This window comes from Winogradskyella sp. J14-2 (assembly GCF_001971725.1).
In the GTDB taxonomy this organism is placed as follows: Bacteria; Bacteroidota; Bacteroidia; order Flavobacteriales; family Flavobacteriaceae; genus Winogradskyella.
This window is the reverse complement of sequence record NZ_CP019388.1, coordinates 202,946-221,761: the sequence shown is the minus strand read 5'-3', so window position 1 is coordinate 221,761 and position 18,816 is coordinate 202,946. Positions and strand designations below refer to the sequence as shown.

General features: G+C 34.1%; 17 protein-coding genes and 1 other RNA gene. 7 read left to right on the top strand and 11 right to left on the bottom strand.

The features are described 5' to 3' along the window. Window positions 1–97: 97 nt before the first annotated feature. Both BWZ20_RS01135 and glgA read right to left on the bottom strand, forming a co-directional pair. Window positions 98–1,366, bottom strand: a complete 1,269-nt coding sequence (locus BWZ20_RS01135) for a glucose-1-phosphate adenylyltransferase (RefSeq protein WP_076615127.1) — start codon at window positions 1,364–1,366, stop codon at window positions 98–100. Continuing rightward, complete coding sequence (glgA, locus tag BWZ20_RS01130) at window positions 1,367–2,575, bottom strand: glycogen synthase (RefSeq protein WP_076615125.1); 1,209 nt, start codon at window positions 2,573–2,575, stop codon at window positions 1,367–1,369. It abuts the gene before it with no gap. 265 nt (window positions 2,576–2,840) lie between these two features. Here glgA and msrB point away from each other — a divergent pair, with 265 nt between their 5' ends. The 3 genes from msrB to lpdA are packed head-to-tail and all read left to right on the top strand — an operon-like array spanning window position 2,841 to window position 5,316. Then, window positions 2,841–3,338, top strand: coding sequence for a peptide-methionine (R)-S-oxide reductase MsrB (msrB, locus tag BWZ20_RS01125; protein WP_076615123.1), 498 nt, complete (start codon window positions 2,841–2,843; stop codon window positions 3,336–3,338). After that, a complete protein-coding gene (locus BWZ20_RS01120; protein ID WP_076615120.1) occupies window positions 3,331–3,882 on the top strand; it encodes a DUF1572 family protein in 552 nt (183 codons plus the stop codon). The genes msrB and BWZ20_RS01120 overlap by 8 nt, the downstream gene beginning before the upstream one ends. A gap of 57 nt (window positions 3,883–3,939) precedes the next feature. Then, entirely contained in the window at window positions 3,940–5,316 is a 1,377-nt protein-coding gene (lpdA, locus tag BWZ20_RS01115) for a dihydrolipoyl dehydrogenase (protein WP_076615119.1), read from the top strand. 50 nt (window positions 5,317–5,366) lie between these two features. On the opposite strand, the gene BWZ20_RS01110 is transcribed toward lpdA, so the two are convergent. The 4 genes from BWZ20_RS01110 to BWZ20_RS01095 form a co-directional block, all read right to left on the bottom strand. Continuing rightward, window positions 5,367–5,840, bottom strand: a complete 474-nt coding sequence (locus tag BWZ20_RS01110; RefSeq protein WP_076615116.1) for an outer membrane beta-barrel protein — start codon at window positions 5,838–5,840, stop codon at window positions 5,367–5,369. 2 nt (window positions 5,841–5,842) lie between these two features. Then, window positions 5,843–6,262 carry a type II 3-dehydroquinate dehydratase gene (gene aroQ, locus BWZ20_RS01105; RefSeq protein ID WP_076615115.1) on the bottom strand — a complete coding sequence of 140 codons (420 nt, stop codon included), beginning with the start codon at window positions 6,260–6,262 and terminating at the stop codon, window positions 5,843–5,845. A gap of 196 nt (window positions 6,263–6,458) precedes the next feature. Then, complete coding sequence (locus tag BWZ20_RS01100; RefSeq protein ID WP_076615113.1) at window positions 6,459–6,962, bottom strand: porin family protein; 504 nt, start codon at window positions 6,960–6,962, stop codon at window positions 6,459–6,461. A gap of 168 nt (window positions 6,963–7,130) precedes the next feature. Beyond that, the gene (locus tag BWZ20_RS01095; protein WP_076615111.1) at window positions 7,131–7,676 is read right to left on the bottom strand and encodes a hypothetical protein; all 546 of its coding nucleotides are present in this window, start codon (window positions 7,674–7,676) and stop codon (window positions 7,131–7,133) included. Window positions 7,677–7,890: 214 nt separating this feature from the next. On the opposite strand from BWZ20_RS01095, the gene xerA reads away from it, so the two are divergent. Beyond that, complete coding sequence (gene xerA, locus BWZ20_RS01090) at window positions 7,891–8,799, top strand: site-specific tyrosine recombinase/integron integrase (RefSeq protein WP_076615108.1); 909 nt, start codon at window positions 7,891–7,893, stop codon at window positions 8,797–8,799. A 55-nt stretch (window positions 8,800–8,854) separates the two neighbouring features. Here the strand turns inward: xerA and rny are convergent, their stop codons facing one another. The 4 genes from rny to BWZ20_RS01070 all read right to left on the bottom strand — a co-directional run bounded on the left by rny (window position 8,855) and on the right by BWZ20_RS01070 (window position 11,264). Next, a complete protein-coding gene (gene rny, locus BWZ20_RS01085) occupies window positions 8,855–10,432 on the bottom strand; it encodes a ribonuclease Y (RefSeq protein WP_076615105.1) in 1,578 nt (525 codons plus the stop codon). A 55-nt stretch (window positions 10,433–10,487) separates the two neighbouring features. Continuing rightward, window positions 10,488–10,606, bottom strand: a non-coding RNA gene (ssrS, locus tag BWZ20_RS01080) — 6S RNA. Window positions 10,607–10,666: 60 nt separating this feature from the next. Beyond that, window positions 10,667–10,954: a cell division protein ZapA gene (locus BWZ20_RS01075; protein ID WP_076615103.1), complete on the bottom strand. Its 288-nt coding sequence runs from the start codon at window positions 10,952–10,954 to the stop codon at window positions 10,667–10,669. 19 nt (window positions 10,955–10,973) lie between these two features. Beyond that, a complete protein-coding gene (locus BWZ20_RS01070) occupies window positions 10,974–11,264 on the bottom strand; it encodes a hypothetical protein (RefSeq protein ID WP_076615100.1) in 291 nt (96 codons plus the stop codon). A gap of 178 nt (window positions 11,265–11,442) precedes the next feature. Here BWZ20_RS01070 and BWZ20_RS01065 point away from each other — a divergent pair, with 178 nt between their 5' ends. From BWZ20_RS01065 to BWZ20_RS01055, 3 genes are all read left to right on the top strand, one after another. After that, window positions 11,443–13,128: a M23 family metallopeptidase gene (locus tag BWZ20_RS01065; protein ID WP_076615097.1), complete on the top strand. Its 1,686-nt coding sequence runs from the start codon at window positions 11,443–11,445 to the stop codon at window positions 13,126–13,128. 56 nt (window positions 13,129–13,184) lie between these two features. Beyond that, entirely contained in the window at window positions 13,185–15,605 is a 2,421-nt protein-coding gene (locus BWZ20_RS01060) for a carboxypeptidase-like regulatory domain-containing protein (RefSeq protein ID WP_076615095.1), read from the top strand. 156 nt (window positions 15,606–15,761) lie between these two features. Further along, complete coding sequence (locus BWZ20_RS01055) at window positions 15,762–17,642, top strand: T9SS type A sorting domain-containing protein (RefSeq protein WP_076615093.1); 1,881 nt, start codon at window positions 15,762–15,764, stop codon at window positions 17,640–17,642. Here the strand turns inward: BWZ20_RS01055 and BWZ20_RS01050 are convergent. Then, window positions 17,632–18,777 (bottom strand): cysteine desulfurase family protein, encoded by a 1,146-nt coding sequence (locus tag BWZ20_RS01050; protein WP_076615090.1) that lies wholly within the window; start codon window positions 18,775–18,777, stop codon window positions 17,632–17,634. The genes BWZ20_RS01055 and BWZ20_RS01050 overlap by 11 nt on opposite strands. Window positions 18,778–18,816 lie beyond the last annotated feature (39 nt).

Genomic DNA, 18,816 nt, shown 5'->3' with positions numbered 1-18,816 from the left:
TAACGAAAGTAATATACAAACTCGACATATAAAAGGAATAAATAAAGAGGTGCAAACTACAACGTTTGAATTAATTAAGTATTACTAAATTTATTGATTATTGAATAATGGTTCTTGGCGGAATAACTGCGTTTTTTTTCACAACCACAATGCCATCTTTAACAAAATAACTGTCAGTTTCAATATCTTTTAATTGCTTTCCGCCGTTAATCCTAACATCATCACCTATTCTACAGTTTTTATCGAGAATTGCATTTTTTATAAAACAACGTTCACCAATACCCATAAAAATTTTAATCTTTTTTGATTCTACTTCCTCTAAAGACTCATAGCGATCACAACCCATCATGTAGCAGTTAATAACTGTAGATTCTGCACCAATTCTAGAACGAATTCCAATTACCGAACGTTCAATTTTTGCAGCATGTATAATAGAACCTTCAGAAATTACAGTTCTGTCTAGAAGCGTACCTGATATTTTTGAAGTTGGTAAAATCCTAGCATTGGTATAGATACGTCTTTCATTATCGTACAGGTTAAACTTCGGTATATCGTCTGTCAATCCAAGATTTGCTTCAAAAAAGCTATCAATATTTCCTATATCTGTCCAATAGCCTTCAAATTGGTAGCTTAACGTTTTATGGTTTTTAATTGCCTCAGGAATTATTTCTCTTCCAAAGTCAACTGTATCAGGATTTTTTAATAATTCAACCAATAACGCTTTATTAAAAATATAGATACCCATTGACGCCAAATAATTTCTTCCTGCTTTCTGCATGTCTTCACTTACGGGCGAGGTCCAATCGGGCAATAATGAAGCATCTGGTTTTTCTACAAACGAAGAAATAAAATTATTATCATCGGTTTTTAATATACCAAAAGACGTAGCATCCTTAGCGTTTACGGGTTGAGTTGCTATTGAAATTTCTGCGCCACTTGCTTCATGCGCATCAATCATTTTGTTAAAATCCATTTGGTAAAGTTGATCACCCGAAAGTATTAAGGCATATTCAAAATCATGCCTTAAAAAGTGATGCAAACTCTGCCTAACTGCATCTGCAGTACCCTGAAACCATTTATCACTAGCAATAGTTTGTTCTGCTGCCAAAACATCTACAAATGCCGAACTAAAAAAACTAAAGTGGTAAGTGTTTTTTATATGCCTGTTTAAAGATGCTGAATTAAACTGTGTTAAAACATACATACGTTTAATATCAGAATTGATGCAATTTGAAATAGGTATGTCTACCAATCTATACTTTCCGGCAATGGGTACAGCAGGTTTAGATCTGCTTTCTGTTAATGGATAAAGACGAGAGCCTTGTCCTCCACCTAATATTATACTTAATACTTTGTCGTTTATCATTTACTTAGCGCTTAAGGATTGATATATGCTTTTGGTTTGCTTTGCAATGGCTTTCCAGTCGAAAAACTCTTCTACACGCTGTCGTCCATTCTTGGCCATTTTTTCTCTTAGTTCCTTATTCCCAATAACTTTATTGATACCATTAGCTAAATCTCTAGAAAATTGGTCTGGATTTACAGGCTCAAAAGGTGCAACATTTTGCTGCTCTAGATTTACTAGTAAGCCTGTTTCACCTTCAACAACTACTTCTTTTATACCACCAACTGCACTTGCTACTACGGCTGTTTCGCATGCCATAGCCTCTATATTTATAATTCCAAATGGCTCATAAATCGATGGACAACAAAATACATCTGCATGAGAATATAATTGAATAACATCTTTTTTATCTAACATTTTATCAATCCAAAAGATGTTATCTCTTGTTTTAGAAGCTTCTGCAACAGCATCTTTCATTTCCTTGGCAATTTCTTCTGTATCTGGAGCGCCAGCACATAATACAATTTGAGTATCAGCATTAATATATTTAATAGCATTAACTAAATGAACTATTCCTTTTTGTCTTGTAATTCTACCAACAAAAAGTACATAGGGTTTGCTTTTGTCAATGCCGTAAGCCTCTAAAACATTAGTTTCGTTTACAATGCTATACTCTTTTAAATCAATGCCATTATATACGACTTCAATTTTATTTTTATCAACATCAAAATGTTTGATAATGTCTTGTTTTGTTTCTTCTGATACAGCAATTAAACAATCTGCCATTTCTATAGCGGTTTTTTCTACCCAAGAAGAAGCGTCATAGCCTCTACCTAATTGCTCACGTTTCCATGGTCTTAAAGGCTCTAAGGAATGTGTAGTAACCACTAAAGGTTTTCCATAACACAACTTTGCCATAATACCTGCAAAATGCGAGTACCAAGTATGGCAGTGTACAATATCTGCGTCTATGGTATCAGCATTTATATGAAGTCCTGTACTTAAGGTCTTAAAAATAGACTTAAGCTTACCATCACTATTTTTAAAAAAACCATCTTCAAAAGGATAACCTTTAATACTGAGATTGTTCGTTGTTTTATCTTGGTCTCCAAAAGCTCTTACTTCTACTTCCATTAAATCAGACAGTTCCTTTGCTAAATATTCTACGTGCACACCTGCACCGCCATAAACGTAAGGAGGAAATTCTCTGGTAAGAAACAATACTTTCATCTAAATTTATTTAATACTTATTAGCTGCAAGATTTAAATTACTTATTTACACAATGAATGTTTACAACACATTATAATAGCCACTAGGCATAACTAATACGATGGAAAAAGGTATTTAAAAAAACACCAATGTAATGTACTTAAATATTATGATTTTATCAACTCTTTAATCCAATTACTTAATAATAAAATTACACTGATAACTTTGTAATTTTTTAAAACTTAACACGACAAAAAGTATATTTAAAAATTGTAAATTTAAGCTATGAAAAAGATCTTATTATTTTCCTTAACCGCTATTTTATTCAATTGCAATGGCTCTGCTCAAAAAAAAGAAAATGAGGAGTCGGAAGAGTTCCCAATTACAAAAACCGAAGCTGAATGGAAGGCTGAATTAACCGAAATGGAATACTATGTTCTTAGAGAGGCTGGTACCGAACGTGCTTTCTCGAGTCCATTGAACAAAAATTACGAAAAAGGAGTTTACCATTGTGCTGCTTGTGATACACCGTTATTTAAAAGTGAACATAAATTTGATTCTGGTACTGGCTGGCCAAGCTTTGACAGAGAGATAGAAGGTAATGTTGCTTTTTCCACAGACTACAAAATTGGTTATGCTCGTACCGAAGAACATTGCGCAACATGTGGAGGACATTTAGGCCACGTGTTTAACGATGGCCCAAAAGACACCACAGGAAAACGTCATTGTATTAATGGTGTGGCATTAAATTTTGTACCAGAGGACACTAAAAAAGATGAATAATTACATTGAGAGCAGCATCAAGCAATTTGAATATTACAAAAGTCTTGGCGATAAAACTTTTGCACAGTTAACTTTTGATGAATTAAAAAGAGAGCTCTCTGAAGATTCTAATTCTATATCAATAATAGTAAAGCACCTTGTTGGTAACATGCTAAGTCGTTGGACAAATTTTCTAACCGAAGATGGTGAAAAAGAATGGAGACAACGCGATGAAGAATTTATTGATTCGTTTACGTCTAAAGAAGAATTTCTAGCCAACTGGAATAAAGGTTGGGACTGCTTATTTGGCTCAATGAAATCTCTAACGGATGAAGATTTAGAGCGTCTGATCTACATAAGAAATCAAGGTCACACAGTGGTTGAAGCTGTAAATCGACAAATGATGCATTATGCATACCATGTCGGTCAGATTGTATTTTTAGGAAAACTCATTAAAGGAAAGCGTTGGCAATCCTTATCTATACCAAAAGGAAAATCAAAAGATTACAACAAAGAAAAATTTTCTAAAGACAAAGGCAAAAGACATTTTACAGAAGACCTTTAATATTACATTTTGGTTTCGTAAATTCGTACTCTCAAAAATTCAATTAAAAAATTACTCATGAGTAAATACGATATCATAGTATTAGGAAGTGGTCCTGGTGGCTACGTAACAGCAATTAGAGCATCTCAATTAGGTTTTAAAACCGCTGTTGTAGAGAAGGAAAGTCTTGGAGGTGTATGTTTAAATTGGGGCTGTATACCTACAAAAGCACTTTTAAAGTCTGCTCAGGTTTTTGAATATTTAAAACACGCTGAAGATTACGGTTTAAAAGTTAAAGATGCAGAACACGATTTTGATGCTGTTGTTAAGCGAAGCCGTGGTGTTGCAGATGGCATGAGTAATGGTGTAAAGTTCTTAATGAAAAAGAATAAAATTGATGTTATTGAGGGCTTCGGAAAAGTTAAGCCAGGAAAAAAAGTTGATGTTGATGGCAAAGAGTATTCGGCTGATCATATCATCATTGCAACAGGTGCTCGTTCTCGCGAGTTGCCTAGCCTACCTCAAGATGGTAAGAAAGTAATAGGTTACAGAAAAGCAATGACCTTAGATAAACAACCAAAAAAAATGATTGTGGTTGGTTCTGGAGCCATTGGTGTTGAATTTGCTTACTTCTACAACTCAATGGGAACGGAAGTTACTATCGTAGAATATATGCCAAAAATTGTCCCTGTTGAAGATGATGAAGTATCCAAGCAACTAGAGCGTAGCTTCAAAAAATCTGGAATTAAAATCATGACTTCTGCAGAAGTTACTTCTGTGGACACCTCTGGTGAAGGTGTAAAGGCTACTGTAAAAACAAAAAAAGGTGAAGAAGTTTTAGAAGCTGATATTGTATTATCTGCAGTAGGTATAAAATCTAACATTGAAAATATTGGATTAGAAGATGTTGGTATTGCAGTTGACAGAGATAAAATTTTAGTAAACGACTACTACCAAACTAACATACCTGGATACTATGCAATTGGCGATGTTACACCTGGACAAGCTTTGGCCCACGTTGCTTCTGCTGAAGGCATACTTTGTGTTGAAAAAATTGCTGGTATGCATGTTGAAGCTTTAGATTATGGAAACATACCTGGTTGTACATATTGTTCACCAGAAGTTGCTAGTGTAGGTCTTACGGAAGCTCAAGCCAAGGAACAGGGTTATGATATTAAAATAGGAAAATTCCCGTTCTCTGCTTCGGGTAAAGCAAGTGCAGGTGGAAACAAAGATGGTTTTGTAAAAGTGATTTTTGACGCTAAATATGGTGAATGGTTAGGTTGCCATATGATTGGTGCTGGTGTTACAGATATGATTGCAGAAGCTGTATTAGGTCGTAAATTAGAAACAACTGGTCATGAAGTATTAAAAGCGGTTCATCCTCACCCAACAATGAGTGAAGCGGTTATGGAAGCTGTTGCAGATGCTTATGATGAAGTGATACATTTGTAATAAAACATCCACAATACATAAAAAAAGCGATTCAATATGAATCGCTTTTTTTATAATCTATATCCTAGTCCAAGGAAAAGTACGTTGGGAGATAATTCTTCAAAACCAATAGTATATTTCATGTGCATACTTAAATCTGAAGAAAAATCATAATCTAAACTAAGATCTGCTCTTACCTTAAATTTATTAGAGAAAAAATCAAAAAAGTAATTTAAACTAGGTCCTACCAAAATATGAAGCGTATTATAGATATCGTATTTTAAGTAAATAGGAGCATTTAAAAACCTAAAATCACCAATACCTTTATACAAAAGTTCTGGCTGAATATGAAATCCATTATCTATAGGAAAATCTAATGTAACACCACCATAAAAGCCTATCTCCGTATCTGGGTTAGTACCAAAATCACCTTCATTAACTTTAAAAAAGGTAAAATTTAATCCGCCCTTAACACCAAAATCTGTTTGAGCGGTAGTTACAATGCAAAGACTAATAGCAACAAAAGATAGAATAATTTTCTTCATGGTTATAAGATAAAACTTTCTATTGCCAAATCATAGCTTTTAAGGCCAAAACCAAGAATAACACCTTTAGCGTGTGCAGAAATATACGATTGATGTCTAAAAGCCTCACGAGAAAATGTATTTGAAATATGAACCTCTACAACAGGTGTTTCTATGGCTTTTACAGCATCACCAATACCAACTGAAGTATGTGTATAAGCTGCAGCATTCAAAACAATACCATCGTAACTAAAACCAGCTTCTTGCAACTTATTAATGAGTTCGCCTTCTATATTAGATTGAAAATAATCTAACTTAACTTTATTGTATTTAGACTTAAGTATGTTTAAATAGTCGTCAAAAGTTTGGCTGCCATAAATCTCGGGTTCACGTTTGCCTAAAAGGTTAAGATTTGGACCATTAATTATTATAAGTTGCTTCATTCCGTAAAGATATTAAAATATGAGCATAAAAAAACCGAAGCAGTAGCTTCGGTTTTTACCAATTTAAATTGTAATTTTTATAGTTTAAATACACCACCTACACTAATTGTAGAACCAGCATTTAATCTAGTAAAGTCTTCTCCACCAGCTTCCTCTGAAAGTATATTAGTAACGCCTACTAGACCCTGACCGTGCACTAATATGCTAAAGCTGTCTGAACTTCAATTTTATAACCTATACCGTAAGAAATTCCTAGCTGAAATGAATTATAGTCATCCTTTACGTCATCACCATCTAAATCTGCTTTGGTTAAAAAACCAGGTGTAACACCAAAGTTTAAGTTCCATTTTCTTGTACTACCAAAATGCCAATTTGCATTAATAGGAATGTTAATATAATTCAGTGTTAAATCTGATCCTGGAATACTCGCTCCCATAGAATCAAAATTAATTCCAGATCTAAGACTCCATCTATCATTAAAAAAATAATCACCTATAACCCCAAAATTGAACGATCCTCTAGGGTCTAAGCCATCAACTTCGTCTCCATTTAAAAATGCCGACATGTAACCAACATGTGGTATAAGCTCTATATCTCCTGAAGATCTTTCTTGAGCATTTACACTAGTTAAAAAAATACTGCCACAGCAGCAGAAAGTAATAATTTTTTCATAAGAATTTATAATTAATAGTTTACACAAACGTAGCTTTTTAGCTACAATAATTCGCTATTTAATAGTTAAATTTTTGTACTCTTTATCGGAAGTATTAGACTTTAAAGATTTTTGATAAATCCAATTATATAAAATTTCGAAATAAAAAAACCGAAGCGATTAGCTTCGGTTTTTTTAAAAATTATAATAATAGATTTAGAAGTGTAATGCAAAGCCGATGTTTAACTCTAGTACACCTTCGTCTGTAAAATCTTCATTTAAAGAATGATTGTAACGAAGACCTGGCTCAATTGAAATGTTATCTGCGACGAACCAAGCGTATCCACCTTGAATACCTAACCAAAGAGGGCTTTCATCACCAAATACATCGTCTCCAGATGCACCAGTAAAGTCTAACTGTACAGGAAACTGACTTGCAATATAATACTTAGCACCTAGTTTGTATGAAAAAGATGAAGCACCATCAAAATCATTATAACCAAGTCCTAATTTTATCGCTAAATCGTCCATTACAAAGTATCCTGCTTCACCACCAATTGACCAAATTGTAGTTCCATCGATAGATGTTAAGCCAAATGATGTTGTTGATCTGTGAGCAGCACCTGTTGCACCACCACCAAAGCCAGTATTGGCTTCAACTAGCCAAGAACCTTTTGTAAGAGCACTTGATGAATCACCATCCTGAGCACTAACACTTGCAAAAGCAAAAACTGCGAATGCAGCTAAAAATAATTTTTTCATAATCTTTTAAGTTTTAAAATTGATTGATACAAACTAAAGCCTTTTTTTTATAATATTAAAATTTTTATTTGGAGTTATTAACAATTTAATAAACATTATATCTTAAATATTTATAAATCAGTATTTTAAAAAAAATGTTATTAACATTTTTTTTAGAAAATACGATGAAATACGTAGATAATTAACTATTTTTTACACCTAAAAGACAAGTTTTATGAAATGGCCTCAAGCAATTAAAGATTATAGACATTATCTGCAAATTGAGCGTGGGTTATCACACAATTCTATAGAGAATTATTGTTACGACATTAAAAAGCTTATAAAATATCTGGATAACAACCAAATTAAAGAGGCACCAGATAAGATTGATCAAGAACATATTAAACAGTTTATTTATAGCACATCTAAAACTATTAATCCAAGATCTCAAGGACGGTTAATCTCTGGCTTGAGAAACTTTTTTGATTACCTAGTCTTTGAAAATTATAGAGACTCTAATCCTATGGACTTAATTGAATCTCCTAAAATAGGCAGAAAACTACCAGACACTTTATCTGTTGCCGATATAGATTTATTAATTAATACCATTGATCTGGGCTACGAGTATCAAGGTATAAATCTTGGTGAGCGCAATAGAGCGATTATAGAAACTTTGTACAGTTGTGGACTTCGTGTTAGCGAACTTATAGAATTAAAAATTTCTGATTTGTTTTTTGACGAAGGCTTTATAAAAGTTACTGGTAAAGGAGATAAACAACGTTTTGTTCCTATTGGTGAGTCTACCAAAAAATTCATTAATATTTGGAAAGACATAAGAAATCAAATAGATGTAAATTCAGAATCTAAAGATATTTTATTTCTCAATTATAAGGGCAATAAACTAACACGCGCCATGATTTTTACTATAATTAAAAATCTGGTTAAAAAGTCTGGCTTAAAGAAAATAGTGTCTCCTCATACCTTTAGACATTCGTTTGCTACCCACTTATTAGAAAATGGTGCAGATCTCAGAGCCATACAAATGATGTTGGGTCACGAAAGTATTACCACAACAGAAGTATATATGCACGTAGACCGATCGCACTTAAGTGATGTTTTAAACAAGTTTCATCCTAGAAAATAAAAAGGCGCTCTAAACTAATAGAACACCCTTTTACATTACTTGAGTTAGTTATTCTTTATTTAGCAATATTCACTGCTCTTGTCTCTCTTATCACTGTAACTTTAACTTGTCCTGGATACGTCATATCCGTTTGAATTTTTTGAGATATTTCAAAAGACAAGCTTGCAGCTTTCTCGTCTGATACTTTTTCACTTTCCACAATAACACGCAATTCTCGACCTGCCTGTATTGCATACGCTTTTTTAACACCTGTAAAACCAAATGCAACGTCTTCTAAATCTTTAAGACGTTGAATATAAGAGTCTAGCACTTGACGTCTTGCTCCTGGTCTAGCACCAGAAATAGCATCACACACCTGTATTATTGGAGATAATAATGTTGTCATTTCTATCTCGTCGTGGTGTGCACCAATAGCATTGCAAACTTCTGGTTTTTCACCATGCTTCTCTGCCCATTGCATACCTAAAATGGCGTGTGGAGTTTCTACATCTGTCTCTGAAGACGGTACTTTGCCTATATCGTGCAACAATCCTGCGCGCTTTGCTAGTTTAGGATTCAACCCTAATTCAGCAGCCATAACACCGCAAAGCTTAGCCACTTCCCTGGAATGTTGTAGTAAGTTTTGACCATAAGAAGAACGATACTTCATACGACCAACCATTTTAATTAATTCTGGATGTAAGCCATGGATACCTAAATCTATTACAGTTCGCTTACCGACTTCTATAATCTCTTGTTCTATTTGTTTTGTAGTCTTCTTAACGACTTCTTCAATACGTGCTGGATGTATTCTACCATCGGTCACTAATTTATGAAGCGATAAACGCGCAATCTCACGTCTTACAGAATCAAAACAAGATAATATTATTGCTTCTGGTGTATCATCTACAATAATCTCTACGCCTGTTGCCGCCTCAATAGCTCTAATGTTTCTTCCTTCTCTACCGATAATTCTTCCTTTAACATCGTCTGATTCGATATTAAAAACAGAAACACAATTATCTATAGCTTCCTCAGTACCAATACGTTGTATGGTGTTTATTATAATCTTTTTAGCTTCTTGTTGAGCGGTCATCTTAGCTTCTTCGATACGATCTTGTACAAAGGCCATGGCATCCGTCTTCGCTTCTTCTTTTAAGGATGCTACTAGCTGCTCTTTAGCTTCTTCTGCAGATAATTGCGAAATGACTTCCAATTGTTTTATTTGGCTTTTGTGTGCTTTTTCTATTTCGTCCTTCTTTTTTTCTAAAAACTCTAACCTAAAGTCGTAATCTTTGATTTTATCGTCCAAGGACTGGTTAGATTTTTTAGCTTTAGATAGCTCATTAGAAATTTGAGACTCTTTATCTCTTATGCGCTTTTCAGCCTCTGCCATTTTTTTATCTCTAGATAAAATAACTTTTTCGTGCTCTGCTTTAAGCTCAATAAATTTTTCTTTTGCTTGGAGTATTTTATCTTTTTTTAATGCCTCTGCATCTGCTTTGGCTTGTTTTAAAATTGATTTAGATTCGCTCTCGGCATTAGCAATTAACTTAGATGCCCTTCCTTTTTCTAAGGATTTAGCTATAATATAACCAAGTATTAGTCCTAATACCACTCCGCCAACAATATATAGTATTGTGTTAATGTCCATGTTTTATGTTTAGTTTAATATATAAAAAAAGCCTACATCAGCTCTGATTTTGTATAAACTCCTTAAAAACAAGTTTAGGGCTAACAAACTGATCAAGGATCTGCCCAAATACTAAGTATTAGCAGCATGCTTTTACAATTTAAACTCACCCTTTTTAAAGAATTAACGTTGAGTTTATCAAAAAATATAACTAATGTAGGCAGTAACCTTTTTGTATTTTAAAGAACGTACGAGTTAGATATGCTGCGTTAAAAGATCATTTATAGCAAGTAACTTTTCCTGAACTTCTTCGTTAACATACTCTTTATCAATTGATTTTTGCTCAACCTGAGCAGCAAACTGTAGGGCACACATGGCCAAAACATCTTGCTTATCTCTTACAGAGTAATTTTGCTCAAACTGACCAATCATGGCCTCTATCTTTTTTGTGGCCTTACGTAAACCTTCTTCCTGCTTTGGATTTATTGTCAACGGATACACTCTATTGGCAATTGAAAGTTTAATTTTTAATTGATCTGACATTTAGTTTAAATTTACAACTTTATTCTGAGAGTTGAGCAATACAATGGTCAATTTCTCTGATAAGTGCATTTATTTTGAGCTTTGTTTCTCGTTTATTTTCGTCACTACCAAGCATTGAATTTGCTATTTTGAGTGTTTCATATTTATCTGCCCAAGAAGCAATTTCTTTTTGCTGTTCTAGAAGCTTTTGTTGCTGCGCTTCAAGCTGTTGAGATAGTCTCGCGTTCGTTTGTTTTAAGACTTCTTGCTTATGTAAAACCTTGCTGATTTTGTTTTCTAAAGCATCAACAATTTCTTCTATTTTACTCATTTAAGTAATTCAATACTATTGAAACAAATTTAACATACCTATTGAAATAATACAATTCTTTTACAATTATTTTTAGTCGACATAACAACTTAGAAATTAAAACGTTCAGAAAAATAATACATATTTATGGTTTGCATTTTTTATGCAATTTGATATTTTAGCCGTAATAGTTGTCTAAATGAAAAAATTAATACTCTTCTTTTTAATCACCTGTTCAATCTATTCCCAGTCAGAATATCCACAAGACTATTTTAGAAACCCTTTAGATATAACATTGGTATTATCAGGAACGTTTTCAGAACTTAGATCCTCGCATTTTCATTCGGGATTAGACATTAAAACACAGCAAAAAATTGGCTTAAAAGTTTATGCAGCAGCAGATGGTTACGTTAGTAGAATAAAAATTTCGCATTACGGCTATGGTAAAGCGCTTTATATTACGCACCCTAATGGCTATACTACAGTGTATGCACATTTACAGAAATTTTCTGATCGTATTGAAAAATATATTAAGGAATGCCAATATGAGAAGGAAAGTTATGAGGTAGAGGTCTTTCCTAGCACACAAGAGCTTTTAGTATCAAAAGACGAAATTATTGCATTTTCAGGAAATACGGGAGGATCTGGTGGGCCGCATTTGCATTTTGAGATTAGAGACAACCAAGAACGCCCTATCAATCCTATGCTATTTGGTATTGATATTAAAGACACTACACGTCCGTTTGTATCAGCTATATATGCCTACCCAAAAGATGAAAACGCCATTATTAACGGTAAGAACGAGCGCATACCACTTCGTTTAATACCTCAAAAAAATGGTGATTATGACGTAGAGAAAATTACAGCTCATGGCAATATTGGTTTTGGAATCACTTCTTACGATAGGCAAGATTTAGCACCTAATAATAACGGTGTTTATAACATTCAGACGTTTTATAATGGCAATAAAAGTCTCGAAATTGATTTTAAACGTTTCAGTTTCAATGAAACAAAGCACATTAAAAAATTGATAGATTATGAGTACTTTAAAACCAAGAGATCTAGGATACAAAAACTGTTTATTGAAAAAAACAACCCGCTAAGTCTATATAAAAACGCTTACGATGATGGATATATTAGAGTTGAAGACAGCACATCCTCAGTCTATAAAATTAGAATAAGAGACTTTAAAAACAACGAAACTTGGGTAAACATCCCTATTAAGGGCAAGCGAGAATACAACAATACAACAGAAAAGGATTGGTCTAATAAGACCTTAATTTATTCAGATAAAGCAACAGAGCTAAAATCTGGATTAGTTACTGTTAATTTTTATAAAAATACTGTTTATGAAGATGTTGGTATAGATTTTAGTGTAAATTCAGATACACTAAACTTACACGAAGATAACATACCACTTCAAAAAAAATTTTATATCAATTACGATCTAAGCAATTATAAGTCAGATGATCTCGATAAAATTTTTATTGCAAGACTTTATGGCTACTACAAAAGACCAAGTTATGTTTACACCAAAAGAAAGGGGCACACCCTAAGTGCTGGTAGTAATGTTTTTGGCACCTATACTCTGGCCGTAGATACTGTAGCACCCTCAATAAAACCAATAAACTTTAAGGATAAAAAATGGTTGAGTAAATACAGGTATCTTAAAGTAAAAATTGACGATGATTTATCTGGAATAAGTAAATATAGGGCAACCGTAAATGGCAAATGGATTTTAATGGAATACGATTACAAAACCAATATGCTGGTACACGATTTTAATGATAATATCGTTAAAGATACCAAGAACGATTTAAAGATAATTGTTACCGATAATGTTGGAAATAGTTCTACATTTGAAGCAACCTTTTTTAGAAAATAAAATTACACCTATTGAAACGCTTACTTTTTACACTCCTTACATGTTTACTGTATAGCATGTTATCCTTTTCGCAATCTGCCATTATTAGAGGTGTTATTTTAGATGAGGCTAACCTACCAATTGAAAATGTTAATATAAAAGCTTCAACAGGTGACGGAGCAGCTACCAATACTAATGGGTTTTACGAATTAAGAATACCTTCTGATGTTGAAGTAACTGTAGAATTCACACATTTAGGGCATAGTCGTATTGTACAGAAATTTCAACTAAAAAATGGACAGGAGTTAGAATTTAACCCTGTAATGAAGGTTGAAGCAGAGCAATTTGCAGAAGTTGTCATTACAACTAACACAAGACAAAATGAAGATGGAGTTGTTACCATATCGCCAAGAACACTAAGAACTATAAAAGGTGCACAACCTGGTATAGAAAATATACTTAAGACACTACCTGGAGTAAATATTTCTAACGAATTGAGCACACAATACTCTGTGAGAGGTGGCAATTTTGATGAAAACCTTGTTTACGTTAACGAAATTGAAGTCTATCGACCGTTTTTGATTCGTTCTGGTAATCAGGAAGGTTTAAGCTTTGTAAATACAGATTTGGTTTCCAATGTCGATTTTTCTGCTGGTGGATTTCAAGCTAAATACGGAGATAAATTATCTTCCGTATTAGACATAACCTATCGTAACCCTGTGGCCTTTGGTGTACGTACCGATTTAAGTTTACTTGGTGGGAGTGTTGCTGCAGAGGCTGTATCAAAAAATGGTAAATTCTCTGGTATTGCTGGTGTGCGTTATAGAGATAATAGTTTAATCCTCAATAATCTTGAAACCGAAGGAAACGTAGAGCCTGTTTTTGCCGATGCACAAACGTATTTGACCTATCGTTTTTCCGATAAATTCCATTTAAATTTTCTTGGAAACATATCACTCAACCAATATAATTTTCAACCAGAAAATAGACAAACCAATTTTGGTACATTACAAGAACCCGTTGCACTATTGGTTTTTTATGATGGTAATGAAGAAGACGCATACCAAACATATTTTGGTGCCATAAAAGCAAACTACTATGTAAATAAAGATTTAACATTAAAATTTATTGGATCTGCCTATCATACGTTAGAGCAAGAGTATTTTGACATTTTTGCACAATACAGATTAGGTGAAGTAAACACAAACATAGGTGACGAAAATTTAGGCGAAGTAGAATTTAGCGAAGGTATTGGGTCGCAATTAACACATGCTCGTAACGATTTGGATGCCTTTATAGTGAATGCAGAGCATAGAGGTGATTATAATATTGATGAAGAATCTACAGTTGAATGGTCTGTAAAATACACGCACGAAGATATTAGAGATCGCTTGGTAGAATATGAAATTATTGACTCTGCTGGGTTTTCCATCCGTCCTCCTAATTTTAGCATTCCCAACCTTCAACCTTACGAGCCTTTTGAAGGCCCACTGACTGCATTTGAAGATATTAGAGCGCTAAATAGAGTTCAAATAGACCGAATTCAAGCCTTTGCGCAATATAGCAAACGCACAGAATGGGATAGTCATGAGGTATTCTACAACGCTGGTATACGAGTGCATAATTGGACAGTTAGTGGCGAAAACCTACAAAGCAATACGCAAACCGTATTTAGCCCAAGAGCTCAATTTGCCATAAAACCAAATTGGGAAAAAGACATGCTCTTTAGAGTTGCTGGCGGTCTCTATTACCAGCCTCCTTTTTATAGAGAGCTAAGAGACTCTTCAGGTGTTGTGCAACCTAATGTAAAAGCACAAAAGTCATTTCATGTTGTATTGGGCAATGAATATAGTTTTAAAATTTGGGACAGACCATTTAAACTTGTTACAGAAGCGTATTACAAAGGCCTATCAGATGTTAATGCCTACACGGTAGAAAATGTTAGGATAAGATACAGGGCAGAAAATAATGCTAAGGCTTATGCCTACGGATTAGATATGCGCCTAAATGGTGAGTTTGTTCCAGGCACAGAATCATGGTTTAGCTTTGGCTATCTTAAAACCGAAGAAAACATAAATAATCGAGGTTATATAGCAAGACCAACAGATCAACGCCTAAAGTTTGGTGCACTCTTTCAAGATTATGTACCAAACATGCCAAATCTAAAAATGTACCTTAATTTGGTATACAATACCGGAGTTCCTGGTGGTTCACCAAGTTACGCAGACCCATACGATTTTCAAATAAGACTTAGAGATTACAGACGTGCCGATTTAGGAATTCAGTTAGAATTGGTAAATCCTACCAAAACCTACAAAGCGAAATGGAAAAAGACATTTAGAGAACTTGCTTTGGGTTTTGAAATCTACAATATGTTTAATAATCAAAACTCAATTACCAACACTTGGGTAAGAGACGTATATACCAAACGACAGTTTGCCATCCCTAATTTTTTGACACCTCGTGTCTTCAACTTAAGATTATCGGCTAGGTTTTAGCTTTTTGTAAAATTCTTATTAAAATCTTCAAATTTTTAGCGAAACCGCATATATCCTCGTTGTAATGCACCGTTACATACAGCAAAATTTATAAATTTGTAATTGTCTAATTCACTTTAGGTTACCCTACTAAGCTACAGTTGTAAATCATAAAGCATGAAAAATACCTTCATTGCATGCGTAATGCTATGTATTGGTGCTGTTTCGGCACAAGCAGATTTATTTGTAAGTAACGGAAGTTACATCTACGTAGATGGTACTGGTTTTTCTAGCAGTCCAAATGTTGCACCAATCTTTGTTACTGACGATGTTAATCTAGAAACCAACTCACATATTTATTTACGTAATGATGCGCAGTTACTTCAAGGAAATAATATTGGTAATTCTGGTACTGGTGAATTAAGTGTTTATCAAAATTCTGAGGTAAACCAATTTGCTTATCATTATTGGTGCTCTCCCGTTGGTGGAATATCAGCTAGTACAGCAAATAACCCCTTTACAGTAAACCAAATTGACGACCCTCTCTACATTACCGCAACTCCAATAGATAGCGGTGACCCAACATTTCTAAATGTTTTAAACGGCACACCTAATATGACTTCCACTTCACCAGATTTGGTGATTTCAACCAAATGGTTATATACATTTGAAGTCTCCGACGAATACAGTGAATGGAATCCCTTAACAGAAACTAGTACAATTAACCCTGGACTTGGTTTTACCATGAAAGGTATGGGACCAAGTGGTGCTGCTGTAAATCAAATTTTTGATTTTAGAGGAAAACCTAACAATGGTAGCATTACAAATCCAATCGCTTCAGGGCAATTTACTTTAATTGGCAACCCTTACCCTTCTGCGCTTGATGCAGCAGATTTTTTATGGGATCCTCAGAACATTAACTTAGATGAAGTTAGCTCTCCACCTGCCGGTACAACTGGTGCTATTTATTATTGGGAACAAGACCCTGCAAATTCTAATTCTCACTTAATTGAAGATTATGTTGGTGGCTATGCCTCTTTTACGTGTACTGAGCCCGACGGTTCAGATAATGTAGTAATTTCAACTGTAGATGCACCTTATAACTTCCATTTATCAGACGGCTCTGTTGCTGCAACACCTCCTGCTGGTACAGGATCTAGACTAATGGGGCGTTATATACCTGTTGGGCAAGGATTTATGGTTGAAGGTGCCACTGGTATTCCGGGAGGTTCTTTAGTTTATCTAAAAAATAGTCATAGAAACTTTATAAAAGAGAGTTCAACAGAAAGTTATTTTTTTAGAGGAACAACAGAGAGCAGTTCAAACTCAGATCCTATATCTCAATATGATGAAAATGGCAATTTTATTGTACCTGATGATTATAAAAGATTTAGAGTAATAATTAGCTTTAATGAATTATACTCCAGAGAGTTATTAGCTAACTTTCACGATTCTGCAACTGAAGGTTTTGACTATGGTTTAGAAGCAAAACGACCTAGCGAACTATTATCTGATGCATATTGGACTCAGGATGACGAAAGTTTTGTTATACAAGCGCACGCTTTTGACGCAGAACTTAGAATACCATTAGTTATTGATATTGAAGAACAACAACCACTTAGTTTTGGTATTTACGATATTCAAAACTTTGATGATAATCAAGGTATTTATATATACGACTCAAATTATGATGTATACCAAGACCTTAGAGCTCAGAATTACCATATTAATATAGAACCAGGCAACTACACTGACCGTTTTGAAATTGTATTTACGCCTGGCCAGGCTCTTAGTATTGATGACTTTGAAGTAAGTGATTTAACTATTCGTCAGGATAATAATATTCAACAATTATCTGTTGTTAACCCTAATGGTTTAGACGTAAAAGCTATCGAAGTTTTTGATGTGGCAGGAAAACGAATGCTTAATCAAGCTTATAATTCTGTTTCTAACCGTTATGAATTATCAACTGTAAATCTGAGTGATGGCGTTTATGTAGTTAATGTTACTTCAAATTCTAATACAGTAAAATCTGAAAAGATTATTATTAAACACTAATAATTTCTTTTAAAACATTTACGGTATAATCGATCTCTTCTTTTGTTGTAAAAGCGCTAAAAGAAAATCGCACAGAAGGATGTTTCAATTTATCTTCTTTTAAAATTTCTGATAGTACATGAGATTGTTGACCACTACCACTTTGGCAGGCGCTCCCTTTAGAGCAAGCGATACCTTTTAGATCTAATTGAAATTGAAACATAGATGCCTTTGATGGCTCTATTGGAAAACAAACATTAACTAATGTATAGGTACTTTTAGCTATATCCTCGCAACCTCCATTAAAACTCACCGAAGGTATTACTTGTTTTAGCTGATTAATAAAGTACGTTTTTATTGAAGTGATTTTTTCTCTTTCAATATCCATGGTATCGTGTGCTATTTTCAGAGCTTCGTCCATACCAACGATATTATGAATAGCCTCTGTACCTGCTCTATAACCTCTTTCCTGCTCACCACCAAAAATCAGTGGTTTTAACCCAGACTCTTTTCTAACAAAACAGAACCCTACACCTTTAGGACCATGAAACTTATGAGCACTAGCTGCAAAAAAGTCGATTGGTATGTCTTGCAAATCAAATTTAAAATGCCCTACCGACTGCACGCAATCAGAATGAAACAAAGCATTATATTCTTTGCATAATTTTGCTACAAGTTCAATATTAAGAATATTCCCTATTTCGTTATTAACATGCATCAAGCTCACCACAGATTTATTAGAATCTGTCAATAAACGCTTAAGATGCTCGTAGTTTACCGCTCCACATTCATCGAGCTCAACAAAATTTAGTTTAATACCATACTCTTTTTGTAGCTGTTGTGCTGTATGCAAAACAGCGTGATGCTCTATTTTTGAGGTAATAATTTCTGTTACTCCCAAATCTCTAACAGCACTACGCAAAGCTAAATTATCTGCCTCTGTACCACCTGAGGTAAAAACAATCTCAGAAGCCGACACCTTAAAATAATTAGCAATATTCTTACGACATTGCTCTAGTAATGCTTTAGATGAGCGTCCAAAACTATGGGTAGAAGAGGCATTGCCGTAAGTATTGGTAAGAACTTCTGCCATTCGATTTATAACCTCTGGTCGCAATGCTGTTGTAGCCGCATTGTCTAAATACACTTGCCTCATAGTGCAAAAATATTGCAAATAAAATTATTTAGATAATGC